At 73.6% G+C, this 18,744-nt stretch carries 18 protein-coding genes; 10 read left to right on the forward strand and 8 right to left on the reverse strand.

Features of this window, described 5'->3' with window-relative positions; all coding sequences use genetic code 11:
* A partial coding sequence (locus tag AB0B41_RS30320; protein WP_358209361.1) for a helicase-related protein occupies nucleotides 1–1,411 on the reverse strand: 1,411 nt, incomplete at its 3' end.
* 141 nt (nucleotides 1,412–1,552) lie between these two features.
* Nucleotides 1,553–1,915 carry a DUF3040 domain-containing protein gene (locus tag AB0B41_RS30325; RefSeq protein WP_358209363.1) on the reverse strand — a complete coding sequence of 121 codons (363 nt, stop codon included), beginning with the start codon at nucleotides 1,913–1,915 and terminating at the stop codon, nucleotides 1,553–1,555.
* 138 nt (nucleotides 1,916–2,053) lie between these two features.
* Between AB0B41_RS30325 and AB0B41_RS30330 the strand changes: the two genes are divergently transcribed.
* Nucleotides 2,054–3,247 (forward strand): acyl-CoA dehydrogenase family protein, encoded by a 1,194-nt coding sequence (locus AB0B41_RS30330; RefSeq protein ID WP_358209365.1) that lies wholly within the window; start codon nucleotides 2,054–2,056, stop codon nucleotides 3,245–3,247.
* Entirely contained in the window at nucleotides 3,240–4,415 is a 1,176-nt protein-coding gene (locus tag AB0B41_RS30335; RefSeq protein ID WP_358209367.1) for an acyl-CoA dehydrogenase family protein, read from the forward strand. Before AB0B41_RS30330 ends, AB0B41_RS30335 begins: the two co-directional genes overlap by 8 nt.
* A 74-nt stretch (nucleotides 4,416–4,489) precedes the next feature.
* Here AB0B41_RS30335 and AB0B41_RS30340 read toward each other — a convergent pair whose 3' ends face one another.
* Both AB0B41_RS30340 and AB0B41_RS30345 read right to left on the reverse strand, forming a co-directional pair.
* Nucleotides 4,490–4,720: a hypothetical protein gene (locus AB0B41_RS30340; protein ID WP_358209369.1), complete on the reverse strand. Its 231-nt coding sequence runs from the start codon at nucleotides 4,718–4,720 to the stop codon at nucleotides 4,490–4,492.
* Between the two features lie 26 nt (nucleotides 4,721–4,746).
* Complete coding sequence (locus AB0B41_RS30345; RefSeq protein ID WP_358209371.1) at nucleotides 4,747–5,886, reverse strand: inorganic phosphate transporter; 1,140 nt, start codon at nucleotides 5,884–5,886, stop codon at nucleotides 4,747–4,749.
* Nucleotides 5,887–6,172: 286 nt separating this feature from the next.
* On the opposite strand from AB0B41_RS30345, the gene AB0B41_RS30350 reads away from it, so the two are divergent.
* From AB0B41_RS30350 to AB0B41_RS30360, 3 genes are all read left to right on the forward strand, one after another.
* Complete coding sequence (locus AB0B41_RS30350; protein WP_358209373.1) at nucleotides 6,173–6,634, forward strand: DUF1059 domain-containing protein; 462 nt, start codon at nucleotides 6,173–6,175, stop codon at nucleotides 6,632–6,634.
* A 66-nt stretch (nucleotides 6,635–6,700) separates the two neighbouring features.
* Complete coding sequence (locus AB0B41_RS30355; RefSeq protein WP_358209375.1) at nucleotides 6,701–7,720, forward strand: NAD(P)-dependent alcohol dehydrogenase; 1,020 nt, start codon at nucleotides 6,701–6,703, stop codon at nucleotides 7,718–7,720.
* Nucleotides 7,721–7,737: 17 nt separating this feature from the next.
* Nucleotides 7,738–8,334: a helix-turn-helix domain-containing protein gene (locus AB0B41_RS30360; RefSeq protein ID WP_358209378.1), complete on the forward strand. Its 597-nt coding sequence runs from the start codon at nucleotides 7,738–7,740 to the stop codon at nucleotides 8,332–8,334.
* On the opposite strand, the gene AB0B41_RS30365 is transcribed toward AB0B41_RS30360, so the two are convergent.
* From AB0B41_RS30365 to AB0B41_RS30380, 4 genes are read right to left on the reverse strand one after another with little or no spacing between them, the layout of a single operon-like run.
* Nucleotides 8,318–9,331 (reverse strand): TIGR03842 family LLM class F420-dependent oxidoreductase, encoded by a 1,014-nt coding sequence (locus AB0B41_RS30365; RefSeq protein ID WP_358209421.1) that lies wholly within the window; start codon nucleotides 9,329–9,331, stop codon nucleotides 8,318–8,320. The two genes, AB0B41_RS30360 and AB0B41_RS30365, sit on opposite strands and share 17 nt — an antisense overlap.
* Before the next feature lie 14 nt (nucleotides 9,332–9,345).
* Nucleotides 9,346–10,737 carry a dihydropyrimidinase gene (hydA, locus tag AB0B41_RS30370; RefSeq protein ID WP_358209380.1) on the reverse strand — a complete coding sequence of 464 codons (1,392 nt, stop codon included), beginning with the start codon at nucleotides 10,735–10,737 and terminating at the stop codon, nucleotides 9,346–9,348.
* On the reverse strand, nucleotides 10,734–12,038 hold the full coding sequence (locus AB0B41_RS30375; protein WP_358209382.1) for an aspartate aminotransferase family protein: 1,305 nt from the start codon (nucleotides 12,036–12,038) through the stop codon (nucleotides 10,734–10,736). Before AB0B41_RS30375 ends, hydA begins: the two co-directional genes overlap by 4 nt.
* Complete coding sequence (locus tag AB0B41_RS30380) at nucleotides 12,035–12,877, reverse strand: nitrilase-related carbon-nitrogen hydrolase (RefSeq protein WP_358209384.1); 843 nt, start codon at nucleotides 12,875–12,877, stop codon at nucleotides 12,035–12,037. The genes AB0B41_RS30375 and AB0B41_RS30380 overlap by 4 nt, the downstream gene beginning before the upstream one ends.
* A 245-nt stretch (nucleotides 12,878–13,122) precedes the next feature.
* Between AB0B41_RS30380 and AB0B41_RS30385 the strand changes: the two genes are divergently transcribed.
* The 5 genes from AB0B41_RS30385 (at nucleotide 13,123) to AB0B41_RS30405 (ending at nucleotide 18,686) form a co-directional block, all read left to right on the forward strand.
* Nucleotides 13,123–13,998, forward strand: coding sequence for an ABC transporter permease subunit (locus AB0B41_RS30385; protein ID WP_358209387.1), 876 nt, complete (start codon nucleotides 13,123–13,125; stop codon nucleotides 13,996–13,998).
* The gene (locus AB0B41_RS30390) at nucleotides 13,995–14,855 is read left to right on the forward strand and encodes an ABC transporter ATP-binding protein (protein ID WP_358209389.1); all 861 of its coding nucleotides are present in this window, start codon (nucleotides 13,995–13,997) and stop codon (nucleotides 14,853–14,855) included. The genes AB0B41_RS30385 and AB0B41_RS30390 overlap by 4 nt, the downstream gene beginning before the upstream one ends.
* The gene (locus tag AB0B41_RS30395; RefSeq protein ID WP_358209391.1) at nucleotides 14,852–15,685 is read left to right on the forward strand and encodes an ABC transporter permease subunit; all 834 of its coding nucleotides are present in this window, start codon (nucleotides 14,852–14,854) and stop codon (nucleotides 15,683–15,685) included. The genes AB0B41_RS30390 and AB0B41_RS30395 overlap by 4 nt, the downstream gene beginning before the upstream one ends.
* On the forward strand, nucleotides 15,682–16,842 hold the full coding sequence (locus AB0B41_RS30400; RefSeq protein WP_358209393.1) for an ABC transporter substrate-binding protein: 1,161 nt from the start codon (nucleotides 15,682–15,684) through the stop codon (nucleotides 16,840–16,842). Before AB0B41_RS30395 ends, AB0B41_RS30400 begins: the two co-directional genes overlap by 4 nt.
* A 695-nt stretch (nucleotides 16,843–17,537) precedes the next feature.
* Nucleotides 17,538–18,686 (forward strand): thiolase family protein, encoded by a 1,149-nt coding sequence (locus AB0B41_RS30405; protein ID WP_358209395.1) that lies wholly within the window; start codon nucleotides 17,538–17,540, stop codon nucleotides 18,684–18,686.
* The last annotated feature ends 58 nt before the right edge of the window (nucleotides 18,687–18,744 follow it).

Raw genomic sequence — 18,744 nt, forward strand, 5'->3', positions numbered from 1 at the left:
CGCGGAGCCGGCCCAGCTCGGCGGCGAGGTCGGTGCCGGAGGCGAGGGTGTCGTCGTCGAGCAGGGCGACGATCTCCGCCGCGGCCCGCGACCCGACGGCGGCGGCGCCGTCGAGCAGGGCGCGGGCCAGCCGGGGGTGCAGCCCGAGCCCGGCCATCCGCTCGCCACGGGGCGTGGCGGCGCCGCCGGCGTCGACCGCACCGAGCGCCCGCAGGACCTCACGCCCGGCCGCGAGCGGGCCCTCCGGCGGGGCGTCCCACCAGCGCAGACCGGACCCGTCCGGGGTGCCCCAGACGGCGAGGTCGAGCGCGAGCCGGGTGAGGTCGGCGGTACGGATCTCCGGCTCCGGGAACGGGGCGAGCACCTGCCCCTCGGGCCAGCAGCGGTAGGCCTCGCCCGGCGCCTCCCGGCCCGCCCGGCCCGCCCGCTGCTCGGCGACGGCCGCCGACACCGGGATCGTGACCAGCCCGGCCAGGCCCCGGCGATGGTCGACCCGCGGGACCCGCGCGAGCCCCGAGTCGACGACCGCGCGCACGCCCGGCACGGTCAGGCTCGACTCGGCGATCGAGGTCGCCAGGACCACGCGGCGCCCGTCGCCGCGCAGGGCCGCGTCCTGCTCCGCGGGTCGCAGGCGGCCGTGCAGCGACAGCACCGGCACGCCGAGCCCGGCCGGCATCCCGGTCAGCGCGGCCTCGGTCCGGCGGATCTCCGGCACGCCCGGGAGGAACGCGAGCACCGCGCCGTCCGTCCGGTCCAGCGCCGCCCGGACGCCGCGCGCGACGCACGCCTCGATCCGCTCGCCCTGCTGCGGCGGCAGGTGCCGGACGGCGACCGGGAAGGTGCGTGCCTCGACCTCCACCACGGGTGCCGGCTCGGCCGCACCGAGCAGGGCCGCCAGCCGGCCGGCCGCGACCGTGGCCGACGCCGCCAGCAGCGGCAGGTCCGGGCGGAGCCCCTCCCGCGCGTCGAGCAGGAGGGTGAGCAGCAGGTCGGCGTCGAGGTGCCGCTCGTGGCACTCGTCGAGCACCACGGCCCCGACGCCCGGGAGCTCGGGGTCGCGGGCCAGCCGGCGCAGCAGCAGCCCGGAGGTCACCACCTCGACGCGGGTGTCCGCCGAGGTGCGCGAGTCGCCGCGCACCGAGTAGCCGACCCGGCCGCCGACCTCCTCGCCGAGTAGGGCGGCCATCCGTCGCGCGGCGGCCCGGGTGGCGACGCGCCGGGGTTCGGCGACGACCACCCGCCCGTCGACCGCGTCGGCGAGGGCGAGCGGGACGAGCGTGGTCTTGCCGGTGCCCGGCGGCGCGACGAGCACGGCGGCGCCGTGCGCGGTGAGCGTGCCGGTGACCGCGGCGAGCGCCGCCCGGACGGGCAGGTCGGGGAGCGCGCCGGGATCGGCGACCAGGGCGGGCACGGTCCGCAGTGTGCCCGCCGGGCCGGTGAGCGCGGGCAGCGGGCATGCGGACGAGCGGGCGCGCAGGGCTGCGCGGGAGCCGGGCGCGAACGCCCGCACGGGCGGCGGGCCGGGCGGGCCCGCCGGTTCGGGTGGGTCTGCTCAGACCTCGGTGCCGCTGTCGGCGCGGCGCTGCGTGGTGGCCTCGACCGCCGCGCGGGCGCGGGCCAGGTTGCGGCCGACGAGGGCGAGGATGCCGACGGTGCCGCCGATGCTCAGCAGCACGGCCAGCGCACCTCCCGCGCCGCCGACCGCGGCCGCGACGATCACCATGACCAGGGCGATCACGGCGAAGACGGCACGGGCGAGGCGGACCTCGGCGGGCGCGGCGTGGCCGGCGCCGGCGGTGTTCTGGAAGCGGTGGTCGAGATCGGGGAACTGGCCGACCAGGCGGCGCTCGAGCTCCTCGAGCTGCTGGCGTTCGGCATCGGTCAGGCGCGGGGGGCGGGACTCCGGGACGCTCACCCTTCCTGCATACCCCTGACGTGCGGATCCCGACACTCCAGGGGCGTCCGGTCCGTCACCCGTTCGGTGAACAGCCGTCCGTGCGGGGCGAGCGGCCCGGCTCTATCTTAACGAGCGTTCATCACATATCGTCGCGGCATGAGCACCGCTGCCGACTCGTCCCGGGTCGCGGACGCCGCGCGGAAGGTCGTGCAGGAGCACGACCCGACGAGCGTCCCGACGCGGGAGTTCCTCGCCGCCTGTTTCGACGCCGGCCTCTCCTGGGTCCACTTCCCCGAGGGCCTCGGCGGGCTCGGCGTCTCCCGTGGCCTGCAGTCCGTGGCCGACGGGATCCTGCAGGACGCGGGCGGGCCCGTCCCGTTCGCCCTGAACCCGATCGGCTACGGCATGGCCGCGCCGACCCTGCGCGAGCACGCCCGGACGGACGAGCTCAAGCGCGAGTGGCTGCGCCCGCTCGCGACCACCGAGAACATCTGGTGCCAGCTCTTCTCCGAGCCCGGAGCCGGCTCCGACCTGGCCGGGCTGGCCACCTCCGCCGTCCGGGACGGCGACGAGTGGGTGGTCAACGGCCAGAAGGTCTGGACCTCGCTGGCGCACCGGGCCCGCTGGGCGCTGCTGCTCGCCCGCACCGACCCGGACGCGCCCAAGCACAAGGGCCTGACCTACTTCGTGCTCGACATGCAGGGGCCGGGCGTGGAGACCCGGCCGCTGCGCCAGATGACCGGGCAGGCCGAGTTCAACGAGGTCTACCTGAACGACGCCCGCATCCCCGACGCCCACCGGCTCGGCGAGGTCGGCGACGGCTGGCGGGTCGCCATGACCACGCTGATGAACGAGCGCAGCTCGATCGGCGCGAGCGGCAGCCGGCGCGGCACCGGCACGATCGCCGACGCGGTCTCGCTGTGGGCCTCGCGGCCGGACCTGCACACCCCGGTGCTCGAGGACCGGCTGACGAAGCTCTGGCTGCGGGCCGAGGCCCAGCGGCTGACCTCCGAGCGCTCCCGCGCCACGGCGACGGTCGGCGGCCCGGGCCCGGAGGGCTCGGTGGGCAAGCTGGTGGGCGCGGAGCTGAACCAGCAGGTCTACGAGTTCTGCATGGACCTCCTCGGCCCCGAGGGGATCCTGTACCACGACTACACGATGCGGGACATGGAGCGCACGGACGACTGGCGCGGCCCGCTGCAGCAACGCTTCCTGCGCTCGCGCGCCAACACCATCGAGGGCGGCACCTCCGAGGTGCTGCGCAACATCCTCGGCGAGCGGGTGCTGGGCCTGCCCGGTGACCTGCGCGCCGACGCCGGCAAGCCCTGGAAGGAGATCCCCCGTGGCTGACCAGCAGGAGACCCGGCCGTTCGTCTTCTCCGACGAGCAGCGGGAGCTGCGCACCGCGGTGCGGAGGTTCGCCGCGGACAACGCCGACGAGCAGGCGGTCCGGCGGCTGATGGAGTCCGATCCCGGGTTCGACGCCAAGGCCTGGACGCGGCTGGGCTCCGAGCTCGGCGTGCTGGGGCTGTCGGTGCCGGAGGAGCAGGGCGGGGTCGGCGGCACGCTCGTCGACCAGGCCGTCGCCGTCGAGGAGCTGGGCGCGACCCTCTACCCGGGGCCCGTGTTCGGCACGGTCGCCCTGGCCATCCCCGCGCTCGTCGCGGCGTCGGACGGCCCGGTGCGCTCGGAGCTGCTCGGGCCGCTCGTGGAGGGCAGCCGGACCGCCGCGGTGGCCGTGGCCGACCGCGCGGGCGCGTTCGACCCCGCCGCGGTGACCGTGCAGGCCACCCGGGCCGGCGACGACTGGACGCTCTCCGGCACCGTCGAGCGGGTGGTCGACGCGGCCGCGGCCGACGACCTGCTGGTCGCCGCCACCGGCCCGGAGGGCGTGGCGCTGTTCGCGGTCGACGCGGCCGCCGGCGGGGTCGAGCGCACCCCGCTGACCACGCTGGACCTCACCCGGCGGCAGGCCACGCTGCGCTTCGCCGACGCCCCGGCCCGGCTGCTCGCCGGCCCGGACGAGGCGGAGCGGGTGATCGGCCACGCCCTCGTGGTGGGCTCGGTGCTGCTCGCGGTCGAGCAGGTCGGCGCCTCGCAGCACCTGCTCGACCTCACGGTCGAGTACGCGAAGGGGCGGCTGCAGTTCGGCCGGCCGATCGGCTCGTTCCAGGCGGTGAAGCACCGGTTGGCGGACATGCTGGTCGACCTCGAGCACGCCCGCTCGGCGGCCTACCACGCGGTCTGGGCCCTCGGCGACGGCTCGGACGACCCGGCCCTGGCCGCGAGCATCGCGCAGGCGACCTGCTCCGAGGCCTTCTCGCGGATCGCCGCCGACACCATCCAGCTGCACGGCGGCATCGGCTTCACCTGGGAGTACCAGGCGCAGCTGTACTACAAGCGGGCGATCACCGACGCCGCGCTGCTGGGCAGCGCCGAGCAGCACCGGGCGCGGATCGCCCGGCTGGTGCTCGACACCGCGTCGGGCGACGGCGCCCCGTCGATCGCCACCGGCTGACCCACGCACGAACGGCGCTCTCGCTCATGTGATGTGAGCGGGAGCGCCGTTCGTGTGTTCCGGGCCGGGCGGCGTCAGGACACGATGACGTAGAGCCCGTAGCCGACGATCAGGGCGGCGGCGGTCAGGCACAGGCAGGCGACAGCGGTACCGGCGGCCGGGCTCAGCCCGCGCCGCCCGACGGTGGCGGGCTGGCTGCGGGCCGACAGCCCGACCAGCGCGAACGCGAGCAGCGCGATCACGGCGACCCCGACGACCAGCGACACGACGACCACGGTGCCGAGCGCTCCCCAGGCGATGTTCACGGGTTCCTCCTCGGATCCGGACCGGCTCAGGCCGCCAGCTGCACCGGCGGGTCGGCCGGCTGCGGGGCGGGGACGTCGTTGACGTTCTCGGCGGTGACGGGCCTGCGCCTGGACGCCGCGTAGATCCCGGCGGCGACCGACACGCCGACGACCGCGACCACGACGGTGCCGACGGTGCCGCTCGAGGCGACCCACGCCGCCGCCGCGCCCACGATCCCGGCCGCGGGCAGGGTGAGGGTCCAGGCGATCGCCATCTGCCCGGCGACCCCCCAGCGGACGCCGGCGAGCCGGCGGCCCGCGCCCGCCCCGAAGATCGCGCCGGTGGCGACCTGCGTGGTGGACAGCGCGAAGCCCAGGTGCGACGAGGTCAGGATGACGGCCGTCGAGGCGGTCTCGGCGGCGAAGCCCTGCGGCGACTCGATGTCGCTGACCCGCTTGCCGAGCGTCCGGATGATCCGCCAGCCGCCGAGGTAGGTGCCGAGCGCGATCGCGAGGCCCGCCGAGGCGATCACCCAGAACGGCGGACCCGAGTTCGGGGCCAGCACACCCGCCGTGATCAGCGTCAGGGTGATCACGCCCATGGTCTTCTGCGCGTCGTTGGTGCCGTGCGCGAGGGCGACCATCGACGCGGACACGATCTGCCCCAGGCGGAAGCCCTTCGAGACCGTGCCGCGCTCGGCACGGGCGGTGACGCGGTAGCTGACGTAGGTCCCGATGAGGGCGATCAGCCCGGCCAGGACCGGGGAGATCAGGGCCGGGATCACGACCTTGGTGACGACGGTGCCGAAGTTGACGGCGCCGACGCCGGCCGCGACCAGCGACGCGCCGATCAGCCCGCCGAACAGGGCGTGCGAGGAGCTCGACGGGATCCCCACCAGCCAGGTCACCAGGTTCCACATGATCGCGCCGACGAGGCCGGCGAAGATGACCACCGGAGTGATCTTGGATTCGTCGACCATCCCGCTGGAGATCGTCTTGGCGACCTCCACGGACAGGAAGGCGCCGACCAGGTTGAGCACGCCCGCCACGGCGACGGCGACCTTGGGGCGCAGCGCCCCGGTGGCGATGGACGTCGCCATCGCGTTCGCCGTGTCGTGGAAACCGTTGGTGAAGTCGAAGATCAATGCGGTGACCACGACCACGATGACGATGAGGGACAGATCCATGACGCCGCCCGCTTCTGCTGAGGTATTACCGCGTGAAACGGTAAGTTCACCGGATGAACGGAGGGTGAACGGAGGGCGAAACCGAGATGCGGGGCCTGCGCACCGTGTCACGCCCGATGACGAAGCGTCACCACTCCGTCCGGTCCTGTGACTGCTCCGTTCGGCCGTGTCGGGAACTACGTACAGACGCCGTGGGGGCCCGGGGGTGCAGTGGATCACCCACCACGGGTGGGCCGACCGACGTGCGGAGGACCCGATGGCCAGGATGATGATCGACTGTCGCACGATGCCGAGCGAGTCGGGCTGCAGCCTGACGATCGCGGGGGAGCCCGAGGAGGTGCTCCGCGCGGCCGTCATGCACGCGGTCGACGTGCACGGCCACACCGACGACGAGGAGCTGCGCGACGGGATCAGGGCCGGCATGGTCGCGGCCCCGGCGGAGGTGGCCGGCGAGAGCTTCGTCCAGGTCGTCGACTTCACCAGTGACGACGTCGGGCGGTTCGAGGAGCTCGAGGCCGAGTGGCTGGAGGGCATCGGCGACGCCCGCACGGCGACCTGGTCGGTGATGGCCACCGACCGGGACGAGCCGGGCCGCTACTACCTGCTGGTCGGCTTCCCCGACCACGAGGCCGCGATGCGGAACTCCAAGCACCCGGCCACCCAGCAGATCGCCGAGAAGATGACCGCGATGGCCTCCAACGAGCCCACCTTCCGTAACCTCGACGCGAAGCGGGTCAAGACCTTCTGAGCCCGGTCGCCCGGCCGGGACCCGTTCCGGGGCGACGGATCCCGGCCGGAGGGGCACCCTGGGGGCATGAGTGCCTCCATGCGTACCGCGGTGCTGCGGCAGGTCGGGGAGATCGTGCTGGAGGAGCGGCCGGTGCCTGAGCCCGGCCCCGGCGAGGTGCTGGTCCGGGTGGCGGCGGTCGGTGTGTGCGGTTCCGACGTCCACTACTACGAGCACGGCCGGATCGGCGACTTCGTGGTCGAGGCGCCGCTGGTGCTCGGGCACGAGCCGTCCGGCGAGGTCGTCGCGCTGGGGGAGGGGGTGACCCGGGTCGGGCGGGGCACACGGGTGTCGATCGAGCCGGGCCGTCCGGACTTCACCTGCGCGCAGTGCCTCGCGGGCCGCTACAACCTGTGCCCGCGGATGGAGTTCTTCGCGACGCCGCCGGTCGACGGTGCGCTGGCCGAGTACGTCGTGGTCCACGAGGCCTTCGCCCATCCCGTCCCGGACTCGCTCGACGACGACCGGGCCGCGCTCCTCGAGCCCCTCTCGGTCGGCGTGTGGGCGGCGCGCAAGGGCGGGATCGGGCCCGGGAGCCGGGTGCTCGTGAACGGGGCGGGGCCGATCGGGCTGGTCGCGACGCAGGTCGCGGCGGCCGCCGGCGCCGCGGAGGTCGTGGTCGCGGACGTGAACGCGCACCGTCTCGAGGTGGCCGCCGGACTGGGTGCGACCGCCACCGTCGACGTGTCGCGGTCCTCACTCGACGGGCTGGATCCCGAGGTGCTGCTGGAGTGCTCCGGGCATCCCGCCGCCACCCGCGCCGCGCTCGAGGTGCTGGCCCCGGCCGGTCGCGCGGTGCTGGTCGGCAGCGGCTCGGCGGACCTCGCGCTCCCGCTGGGTTCGTTGCAGCGCAGGGAGATCGAGCTGACCGCGACCTTCCGCTACGCCAACACCTGGCCCACGGCGATCGCGCTGGCCGCCTCCGGGCGCGTCGATCTCGACGCCCTCGTGACGGGTCACTACGGACTGGCGGACACGGAGGCGGCCCTCACGGCTCCGGGCCGTGACCGTACCGCGATCAAGTCGGTGATCCGTCCGGGCGACTGAGCTGCGAGAATGCCCGCGTGGACGTGCGCACGCGGATCCTCGACGCCGCGGTCGAGTGTCTCGCCGCCTCCGGGTTCGACGGCACGTCGCTCAGCGCCGTGGCCGGGCGGGCCGGCGTGTCGCGGCCCACGGTGTACCGGCACTTCGGCTCCCGCGAGCAGCTCGTGGAGGCGGCCCTCCTGCGGCTCTCCGAGCAGATCGTGCAGCGGATCTGGGAGAGCGCGCAGGGGGCGAGCTCGGCGGCCGAGCTGGTCGTCGAGACCACCCTGCGCGCCCGCTACGAGTTCCGGACCCAGCCGGCGCTGGCCCCGGTCGCCTTCCCGGACCGCTCGACGTTCGTCCTGGCCAGGGCGAGCCTCTCGGCCGAGGCGCTGGCCATGACCAAGCGGTTCCTCACCCCGGTGCTGCGATTCCAGCCCGAGCTGGAGGCCGAGCTCGACGAGATCGCCGAGACCGTCATCCGGTTCCTGCTGTCCCTGGTGTGGTTCGACGGCGACGCCGCCGACGAGGAGGCGCTGCGCGGCTACCTCCATCGGCGGCTGGTCCCGGCGCTCGGGATCCGGCCGGCGGACGACCCCGTCGCCCTCCGCGCGCCGGTCAGACCCGGCCGATGACCTCCGCCCCGTAGGCGTCGATCGTCGCCTCGCGATCGTCGTGCATCGCGTAGATCGCGAACTGGTCCACGCCGAGCGAGGCCAGCTCGGCGAGCCGCTCGCGCTGGGCGGCGGGCGGCCCGAGCAGGCAGAACCGGTCGACGACCTCGTCGGGCACGAAGTCGGTGGACCGGTTCCCGGCCCGGCCGTGGTGGCTGTAGTCGTAGCCGGCGCGGCCCTTGATGTAGCCGGTGAGCTCGGCCGGCACCGCCGCGGACGACTCGCCGTAGCGGGTCACCAGGTCGGCGACGTGGTTGCCGACCATCCCGCCGAACCAGCGCGTCTGGTCCCGGGCGTGGGCGGTGGAGGCGGCGCTGCCGTCCGTGACGTACGCCGGCGCGGCCACGCACATGGTGATCGCATCGGGATCGCGGCCCGCGTCCGCGGCGGCCGCCCGCACGGTCTTGATCGTCCACTCCACGAGGTACGGGTCGGCGAGCTGGAGCACGAACCCGTCCGCGCAGCGCCCGGCCAGCGCGAGCGCCTTGGGCCCGTACCCGGCGACCCAGATCGGCACGGCGGGCGCGCCCTCGCGGACCCACGGGATGCGCACCTCGGTGCCGCCGAGGTCGACGGCCCGCCCGGCGGTGAGCCCGCGGATGACCTCGATCGACGCCTCGAGCCGGGCCAGCGTGGTCGGCGGCCGGCCCTGCACGCGCATCGCCGAGTCGCCCCGCCCGATCCCGCAGACCGTGCGCGGGCCGAACATGTCGTCGAGCGTGGCGAACAGCGAGGCCAGCACCGTCCAGTCCCGGGTGCCCGGGTTGGTGACCATCGGCCCGACGACCAGGCGCGAGGTCCGCTCCAGGATCCGGCTGTAGATCACGAAGGGCTCCTGCCAGAGCACGTGCGAGTCGAAGGTCCAGCCGTGGCCGAACCCGAGCCCCTCGGCCCGCACCATGAGGTCGACGACCGTCGACGCGGGCGGGTCCGTCTGCAGCACCAGTCCGATGTCCACCGCACTCACTCCGATCAGCGCAGGTACTGGCAGGTGTCGCGGGGCAGGAACGTGCCGTGCCCCGGCGACCCGAGGTACTCGCCGCCGGCGATGATCACTCTGCCACGGGAGAGCACCGTCTCGACCTTGCCGGTGGTCGTCCGGCCCTCGTAGCAGGAGTAGTCGACGGCCATGTGGTGCGTGGCCGCCGAGTGCGTGTGCTCCGCGGCGGGGTCGTAGATCACGATGTCGGCGTCCGACCCGGGCGCGATGGTGCCCTTGCGCGGGTAGAGGCCGAACATCCGCGCGGGCGTGGCGCACGCGAGCTCGATCCATCGCCGCCGCGAGATGTGCCCGTCGACCACGCCCTGGTGCAGCAGGTCCATCCGGGTCTCGACGCCCGGGAGCCCGTTCGGGATCTTGGTGAAGTCCCCGCGCCCCAGCTCCTTCTGCCCCTTGAAGCAGAAGGGGCAGTGGTCGGTGGAGACCACCGAGAGGTCGTCGTTGCGCAGCCCCCGCCACAGCGCGGCCTGGTGCTCGGCCGGGCGCAACGGCGTCGAGCAGACGTACTTGGCGCCCTCGAAGTCCGGGCGGGCCAGGTCGTCCGTGGACAGGAACAGGTACTGCGGGCAGGTCTCGGCGAACGCGTTGATGCCGCTCTCCCGCGCGTGGGCGATCTCGGCGAGCGCCTGCTGCGCCGACAGGTGCACCACGTAGAGCGGGGCCCCGGCGACGCGGGCGAGCTGGATCGCGCGGTAGGTCGCCTCGGCCTCGAGCAGCGCGTGCCGGACGTCGCCGTGGTAGCGCGGGTCGGTCTGCCCGCGGGCCAGCGCCTGCTCGGCCAGCACGTCGATGGCGATCCCGTTCTCCGCGTGCATCATGATCAGGCCGCCGGTCTCGCCGGCCTTCTGCATGGCCCGCAGGATCTTCCCGTCGTCCGAGTAGAAGACGCCGGGATAGGCCATGAACAGCTTGAAGCTGGTCACGCCCTCCCCGACGAGCACCTCCATCTCCTTCAGAGAGGACTCGGTGACGTCGGCCAGGATCATGTGGAAGCCGTAGTCGATCGCGCACTTCCCGGCGGCCTTCTCGTGCCAGGCGTCGAGGCCCTCGCGCAGCGACCGGCCGACCGACTGGATCGGGAAGTCGATGATCGTGGTCGTGCCGCCCCAGGCCGCGGCGCGCGTGCCGGTCTCGAAGGTGTCCGCGGCGAAGGTCCCGCCGAAGGGCATCTCCATGTGCGTGTGCGCGTCGACCCCGCCCGGGATCACGTACCGGCCCGCCGCGTCGAGCTCGGTGTCGGCGCGGAAGTCCAGCGCGCCGGGCGCGGCCAGCGCGACGACCTTCTCGCCGTCGACCAGGACGTCGGCCACGACCTCGTCGGCGGCGGTGATCACCGTGCCCCCGCGGATCGCCAGGGTGCTCACGACCGACCTCCGTTCGCCGGAACTGCCGCCTCGAGCGCGTCGACCAGGATCGCCAGCCCCTCCTCGGCCTCCTCGGCGGTGAGCGACAGCGGGGGCGCGATGCGCAGGACGTTGCCGTGCAGGCCGCCCTTGCCGACCAGCAGCCCGCGCTCCCGGCAGCCCTCCAGCACCGCCGCGGCGAGCGCCGGCGCGGGGCGGCCGGGCGTGCCGGAGCCCGGCTCGACCAGCTCGACGCCGATCATCAGGCCCTTGCCGCGGACGTCGCCGACGACCGGGACCCGGGCCGCCTTCAGCCCGTCGAGCAGGATCGGGCCGACCTTCGCCGCGTTGGCCTGCAGGTCGTGCTCGCGCAGGTGGCGCAGGTTCGCCAGCGCGCCCGCGGAGGTGATCGGGCTGCCGCCGAAGGTGGAGATCGAGTTCGCCGGCAGGTTGTCCATGATCGCGGCGGGGGCGATCACGCCGCCCATCGACAGCCCGTTCCCGACGCCCTTGGCGAAGGTGACGATGTCCGGCGTCGCCTCGTGTGCCTGCCAGCCCCAGAAGTGCTCGCCGGTGCGGCCCCAGCCGGTCTGCACCTCGTCGGAGATCCAGAGGATGTTCCTCGCCCGCAGCACCTCGGCGAACGCGCCCAGCACGCCGTCGGGCCCCGAGGTGAAGCCGCCGACGCCCTGGATCGGCTCGGCGATCAGCGCCGCCACCCGCCCGTCCGTCTGGTCGAGCACGTCGGTCAGGTCGGCGACGCAGGCCTTCACGAAGTCCTCGTCGGACAGGTGCGCGAACGGCGACCGGTACCGCTGTCCACCGTGGACGTAGTAGGTCTGGAAGGGCGAGAGCGAGGTCGGGGACCAGGCGCTGTTGCCGGTGATCCCGATCGTCGAGAAGGACCGGCCGTGGTAGCTGTTGCGCAGGGCCAGGATCTGGTTCGCCCCGTTGCGGGCGCTGGCCAGCAGCAGCGCGGCGTCGTTGGCCTCCGTGCCGCTGGTGGTGAGGAAGACCTTCGCGTCGGGGATGCCGCTGACCTCGGCGATCTCCTCGCACAGCTCGACCATCGGCCGGTTCAGGTACAGCGTAGACGAGTGGACGAGCTTCGCGGCCTGCGCGGCGACGGCCTCGGTGACCGCGGGCAGCGCGTGCTCGGTCATCGTGGTGAGGATGCCGCCGAAGAAGTCCAGGTACCGGTTCCCGTCCGCGTCCCAGACGTGCCGGCCGGAGCCGTGGTCGAGCTCGATCGGCTCGGCGTAGTAGAGCGAGAGCCAGTGGGGCAGGACCGCGCGGGTACGCGCGTACAGCTCGCCGCTCATGACTCCACCAGCGGGCCGTACGCGTCGGGCCGGCGGTCGCGGTAGAAGGCCCACTGCTGCCGGACCTCGTCGATCAGGTCCAGGTCGAGGTCGCGGACGATCAGCTCCTCGTCCGTCCCGGAGCCGACGTCGCCGACGAACTGCCCGCGCGGGTCGACGAAGTAGCTGGTGCCGTAGAAGTCGTTGTCCCCGTACTCCTCCACCCCGACCCGGTTGATCGCGGCCACGAAGTACTCGTTGGCGACGGCGGCGGCGGGCTGCTCGAGCTGCCAGAGATAGGCCGAGAGTCCGCGGCTGGTGGCGCTGGGGTTGAACACGATCTCGGCACCGGCCAGGCCGAGCGCCCGCCACCCCTCGGGGAAGTGCCGGTCGTAGCAGATGTACACGCCGACCTTGCCCACGGCGGTGTCGAAGACGGGCCAGCCGAGGTTGCCCGGCTTGAAGTAGTACTTCTCCCAGAAGCCCTTGACCTGCGGGATGTGGTGCTTGCGGTACTTGCCGAGCACCGTGCCGTCGGCGTCGATCACCGCGGCGGTGTTGTAGTAGTTCCCGGCGCTCTCGATCTCGAAGACCGGCACCACGAGCACCATTCCGGTCTCCCGGGCGAGCGCCTGCATGCGCTGCACGGTCGGCCCGTCGGGCACGGGCTCGGCCCAGCGGTAGTGCTCGGACTCCTGCACCTGGCAGAAGTACGGGGCGTTGAAGACCTCCTGGAAGCCCATGACCTGGGCGCCCTGCTCGGCAGCGGCACGGGCGTAGGACTCGTGGACGTCGATCATGGATGCGGTGTCGCCGGTCCACTTGGCCTGCAGGATCGCCGCCCGGACGGTTCGCGACATCGAAGCCCCCTTCGCGCGGAACGTGAGGCGGTCACCTTGCTGCCGCGACGCCCGCCCGCGCAAGGGGCATCGGTGCCGCGACGCGTGATCGTCACGTCCGGTGCGCGTGCTGTCACCCCGTTGCCGAGTCGTGACCGCGACCGCCCGGTTGGGGGCAGTGGGAACCTGTCGGTAACGCCGCCGTCATGCCAACCTCTCAGGATTCGCCTTCGTCCGGATCACCCCGGGCGAGCGAGGGGGGCACCATGGGGAGCAGGCAGAGGCTGCGCAGCGCGGCATGGGCCGTCGCCGCGTTCGTCCTGCTCGTCGCGCTGTGGGAGCTGGCCAAGCTCGTCCTGCCCGCCGCCGGCGTGACCGTCGGCGGCACCCGGATCCTGCCCCGGACAGACGACGCCGCGATGCCGCACGTGTGGACGGTGCTGGCCCGGCTGGGGGCCCCGGAGGTCGCCGGCGCCGCGGAGCCGCGCGCGGTCGGGGCGGCGATCGCCTCGGGCGCGCTGTTCACCCTCGGGCTCGCGCTGGGCGGGCTGGTCCTCGGCGGGATCGCCGGGGTGCTGCTCGCGCTGCTCATGCAGCGGTTCGCCGTCGCCGAGAAGGCGGTGCTGCCCTTCGTGATCGCCTCCCAGACCGTCCCGCTGATCGCGATCGCACCGCTGGTCGCGGGGTGGGGCGGCAAGATCGCCATCGGCGGCTGGGCGTGGGAGCCGTGGGCCAGCGTGATGGTGATCTCCTCCTACCTCGCCTTCTTCCCGATCTCGGTGGGCATGCTGCGGGGGCTCACCTCGCCGCGGAAGGCGGACGTCGAGATGTTCCGCAGCCTGGCCGCGGGCTGGTGGACCACGTTGCTGCGGCTGCGGCTGCCCGCGTCGGTGCCGCACCTGGTCCCGGCCGTGCGTCTGGCGGCGGCCGCCGCGGTCGTCGGTGCGATCGTCGCGGAGATCTCCACCGGCACCCGCGGCGGGATCGGACGGTTGATCATCGAGTACGCACAGTCCGCCACCGGCGACCCCTCGCAGATGTACGCCGCCATCCTCGGCGCGGCCGTCCTGGGCCTGGTGGCCGCGGGCGCGGTGGGGCTGCTGGAGCTGGCGCTGCGGCGCTACCGGGGGAGTGTCGCGTGAACGCGGACGAGGACACGGAGAAGGAGAGCGTGGAGGACGCGGTGCCGAACGCCGCCGTCGAGCTGCAGGGCGTGGACAAGACCTTCGGCACCGTGCGGGCGCTCGCGGGTGTCGACCTGACGATCGGCGCCGGTGAGTTCGTCTCGCTGATCGGGCCGTCCGGCTGCGGCAAGTCCACCGTGCTGCGGGTGGTCGCCGACCTGGAGGAGCCGACCGGCGGGACCGTCGCCGTCGCCGGCACGAGCGCCCGGCAGGCCCGGCTCGACCAGCGCTACGGCATCGCGTTCCAGCAGGCCGGCCTGCTCGACTGGCGGACGGTCGCCGAGAACGTCGAGCTGCCGCTGCAGGTCCACGGAGTCGGCAAGGCGGAGCGGCGGCGCCGGGCGGTGGAGCTGCTCGAGCTCGTCGGGCTCGCCGAGTTCGCCGGGTCCCGGCCTGCCGAGCTGTCCGGCGGCATGCAGCAGCGGGTCGCGATCGCCCGGGCGCTCGCGCCGAGCCCGCGGCTGCTGCTGATGGACGAGCCGTTCGGCGCCCTCGACGAGATGACCCGCGAGCGGATGCAGGCCGAGCTGCTGCGGATCGCGGGGGAGACCGGCGCCGCGGTCCTGTTCGTCACGCACTCGATCCCCGAGGCCGTCGTGCTCTCCGACCGGGTCGTGGTGATGTCGCCGCGACCGGGGCGGATCACCGAGATCGTCGCCGGGCGCCGCCCGCCCGTGGCCGGGGACGACCTCGTGCCCGACACCGTGGAGGACGTCCGCGAGACCGCCGCGTTCTTCGAGGCCGTCACCGCGGTCCGGGAGGCGCTGCGCAAGGGCGCCGCGACGGACGGGCACGCGGAATCGAGCTCGGTGTGAGCGCGCCGGTCGAGAGCGCGACCGCGGCGGGTGGCGTCGGTGCGGTCGCCGGGCCGGGCCGCCGGTTCCGCGGCGTCTCGGTGATCGTCGCGCCGGTGGTCTTCGGTGTCGCGGTCCTGGTGGTCTGGCAGCTGGTCGTGACCGTCGGCGGGCTGCCGGCCTTCCTCCTCCCGGCCCCGACCGCCATCGCCGAGCAGATCGGTGCGCAGTTCCCGGTGATCCTCGAGACCGCGGCCGTCACCGGCGGGAACGCGCTGGTCGGGCTGGTGCTCGGGTTCGTCCTCGGGGTGCTCCTGGCGATCCTCGCGGCCGGCGTGCGCGTGGTGTCGGACCTGATCACGCCGGTGGTACTGGCGGCGAGCGCCATCCCGATCGTCGCGCTGGCGCCGGTGTTCACCACGATGTTCGGCTCCACCACCGAGATCCCGCGGCGGCTCGTCGTGATGGTCGTGGTCGTGGTGCCGGTCTACGTCTCGACCGCGCGCGGGCTCCGCCAGGTCCGCCCGGTGCACGACGAGCTGATGGTCGCCCTCGCGGCCACCCGCCGGCAGTACACCCGGTTCGTGCGGCTGCCCGGGGCGGTCCCGTACGTGATGACCGGCCTGCGGCTCGCCGCGCCCGCCGCGGTCATCGCCGCGATCGTCGCGGAGTACTTCGGCGGCCTGCAGAACGGGCTGGGCAGCCGGATCTCCTCGGCCGCCGCCAACACCGCCTACGCCCGCGCGTGGGCCTTCGTCGCCGCCTCGATCGTCCTGGGGCTGCTCTTCTTCCTGGCCGGGCTGCTCGCCGAGCGGCTCGTGACCCGCAACCGCCCCGGAGGTGCCTCGTGAAGAGACCCCGTTTCGGCCGCACGGCCCTGGCGGCGATCGGCGCCGCCGCGGCCGTCGTGCTCGCCGCCTGTTCCACCACGCCCGCCGGCCAGCAGGCCTCGGGCGGCACCACCACCGCGGCCGGCGGTCTGCAGCCGGTGACCCTGCAGCTGCAGTGGTTCACGCAGGGCCAGTTCGCGGGCTACCTGGCCGCGATCGACCAGGGCTACTACCGGGAGAAGGGGCTCGACGTCCGGATCAAGGAGGGCGGCGTAGACATCGTCCCGCAGACGGTGCTGGCACAGGGCCAGGCGGACTACGCGATCGCCTGGGTGCCCAAGGCCCTGGCCTCGCGCGAGCAGGGCGCCGCGATCACGGACGTCGCGCAGATCTTCCAGCGCTCCGGCACCCGGCAGGTGGCGTTCGCGGACAAGGGCATCACCCAGCCCGCGCAGTTCGCCGGCAGGAAGATCGGCAACTGGGGCTTCGGCAACGAGTTCGAGCTGTTCGCGGGCATGACCAAGGCCGGGCTCAAGCCCTCCGACGTCACGCTCGTGCAGCAGCAGTTCGACATGCAGGCGCTGCTCTCCGGCGAGATCGACGCGGCGCAGGCCATGTCGTACAACGAGTACGCGCAGGTCCTGGAGGCACAGAACCCGGCGACCGGGCAGCTGTACCAGCCGTCGGACTTCACGGTCGTCGACTGGAACTCCGACGGCACGGCGATGCTGCAGGACGCGATCTGGGCGAGCACCGACAAGCTCGCCGAGCCCGCCTACCAGGACCAGACGGTGCGCTTCGTCGCGGCGTCGATCAAGGGCTGGGCGTACTGCCGGGACAACGTGGCCGCCTGCCGCGACATCGTGGTCAAGGCCGGGTCGAAGCTCGGCGCCAGCCACCAGCTGTGGCAGGTCAACGAGGTCAACAAGCTCATCTGGCCCTCGCCCGCCGCGGGCGCCGGCACGATCGACCCGGCGGCCTGGGCGCAGACGGTGAACGTGGCCCGCACCGCGGTCAACGCCGACGGCCAGACCGTGCTCACCAAGGACCCCGACCCCGAGGCCTACACCAACGACTACGTGACCAAGGCGATCGACCTGCTCAAGGGCGAGGGGGTCGACGTCGTGGGCACGAGCTACCAGGCCGAGACCGTCACCCTCAACCCCGGCGGCAACTGACCGCCGGCCGTCCCGACAGGACGTCCGAGCAGGGAGGGCGACCCGCTCCGACGACCCGCTCCGACAACCGCTGGGACGAGGCGCCCGGGCACGAGGCCCGGGCGCCTCGCCGCCTTCCGGGGCGGTGGCCCCGCGAGTCGCGAGTTCCGGCACCGCGAGTCGCGAGTTCCGGCACCGCGAGTCGCGAGTTCCCGCACCGCGAGTGCTTCATCAACTCCCCTCCGCCCGTGATCAGCGTTCGCGTGCAGCAGCGGCAGCTCGATCAGCCGCACGGGGACGCCATTGGCGATCATCAGCTGCTGCCGGTGCGGGCTTGAGGGTGCAGGCGACGCCGTGATCAGGGTTTTGGTGCGGTAGTGGCGGTCTCAGGAGCCCTGCGCGCACACCTCCGGCGATCACGGAAACGAGAGGCGGGTGCCGCACCGCCCTGGCCGACTCGCCGCACTCGTCGACCTGCCGCCACCCGTCGCGACGCGAGGGCCGGCACACCCGACGGGCGCCGTACCGGCCGTCGGCGGCACTCGGCGACGCCCGCTGACCAGGCGATCTGAACGAGTGTTCTGTACGCCACACCTCCGGGGCGGTCAGAACTGACTGTTTCGCTGCTACGGTGCGGGGCAGGCGACGGCGCTCCCGCGCGGGCACCGTCGGCAGCAGCCCGCTGCGACCTCACCCGCGAGACAAGGAGCTCGACCGTGCGTGATGCAGTCATCGTCGAAGCCGTGCGCACCCCCGTCGGCAAGCGCAACGGCGGCCTGTCCGGCGTCCACCCCGCCGACCTGTCGGCGCACGTCCTGACCTCGCTGGCCGAGCGCTCGGGCGTCGACCCGGCCGTGATCGAGGACGTCATCTGGGGCTGCGTGTCCCAGGTCGGCGAGCAGACCATGGACATCGGCCGCACCGCCGCGCTCGCGGCCGGGTTCCCGGAGACCGTCACCGGCGTGACCGTGGACCGGCAGTGCGGGTCCTCCCAGCAGTCCGTGCACTTCGCCGCCGCAGGCCTGATCGCGGGCCAGTACGACGTCGTCGTGGCCGGTGGCGTCGAGTCGATGTCCCGGGTGCCGATGGGCTCCTCGTCCAACGGCCAGAACCCGTTCGGCGAGAAGTTCCTCGCCCGCTACAACGGCGTCTTCCCGAACCAGGGCATCGGCGCCGAGATGATCGCCGAGCAGTGGGGCTTCTCCCGCACCCAGCTCGACGAGTTCGCGATCGGCAGCCACGAGAAGGCCGCCGCCGCCCAGGCCGGGGGCCGTTTCGAGAGCCAGATCGCCCCGGTCACGCTGCCCGACGGCACCGTGATCAGCCAGGACGAGGGCATCCGCCCCGGCGGCTCGGTCGAGGGCCTGGCCAAGCTGAAGACGGTCTTCAAGGAGGACGGCGTGATCCACGCCGGCAACGCCTCCCAGATCTCGGACGGCTCGGCCGCGCTGCTGATGACCACCTCGGAGAAGGCCGCGGAGCTCGGTCTCACCCCGATCGCCCGGGTGCACACCGCGGTCCTCGCCGGTGCCGACCCGGTCATCATGCTGACCGCGCCGATCCCGGCCACCCAGAAGGCGCTCGCGAAGTCCGGCCTCAAGATCGACGAGATCGGGGCCTTCGAGGTCAACGAGGCGTTCGCCCCCGTGCCGATGGCCTGGCTGGCGGACATCGAGGGCGCGGACGTCAAGGCGCTCAACCCGAACGGCGGCGCGATCGCCCTGGGCCACCCGCTGGGCGGCTCCGGCGCGCGGATCATGACCACGCTGGTCCACCACATGCGCGACAACGGGATCCGCTACGGCCTGCAGACGATGTGCGAGGGCGGCGGCCAGGCCAACGCCACCATCCTCGAGCTGCTCTGACCCCACCCCTCGAGGGCGCGGCGCCCGTCCGGCGCCGCGCCCACGGCGCAGCTCCCCC

This window comes from Pseudonocardia sp. NPDC049154 (genome assembly GCF_040648315.1).
Taxonomy (GTDB): domain Bacteria; phylum Actinomycetota; class Actinomycetes; order Mycobacteriales; family Pseudonocardiaceae; genus Pseudonocardia.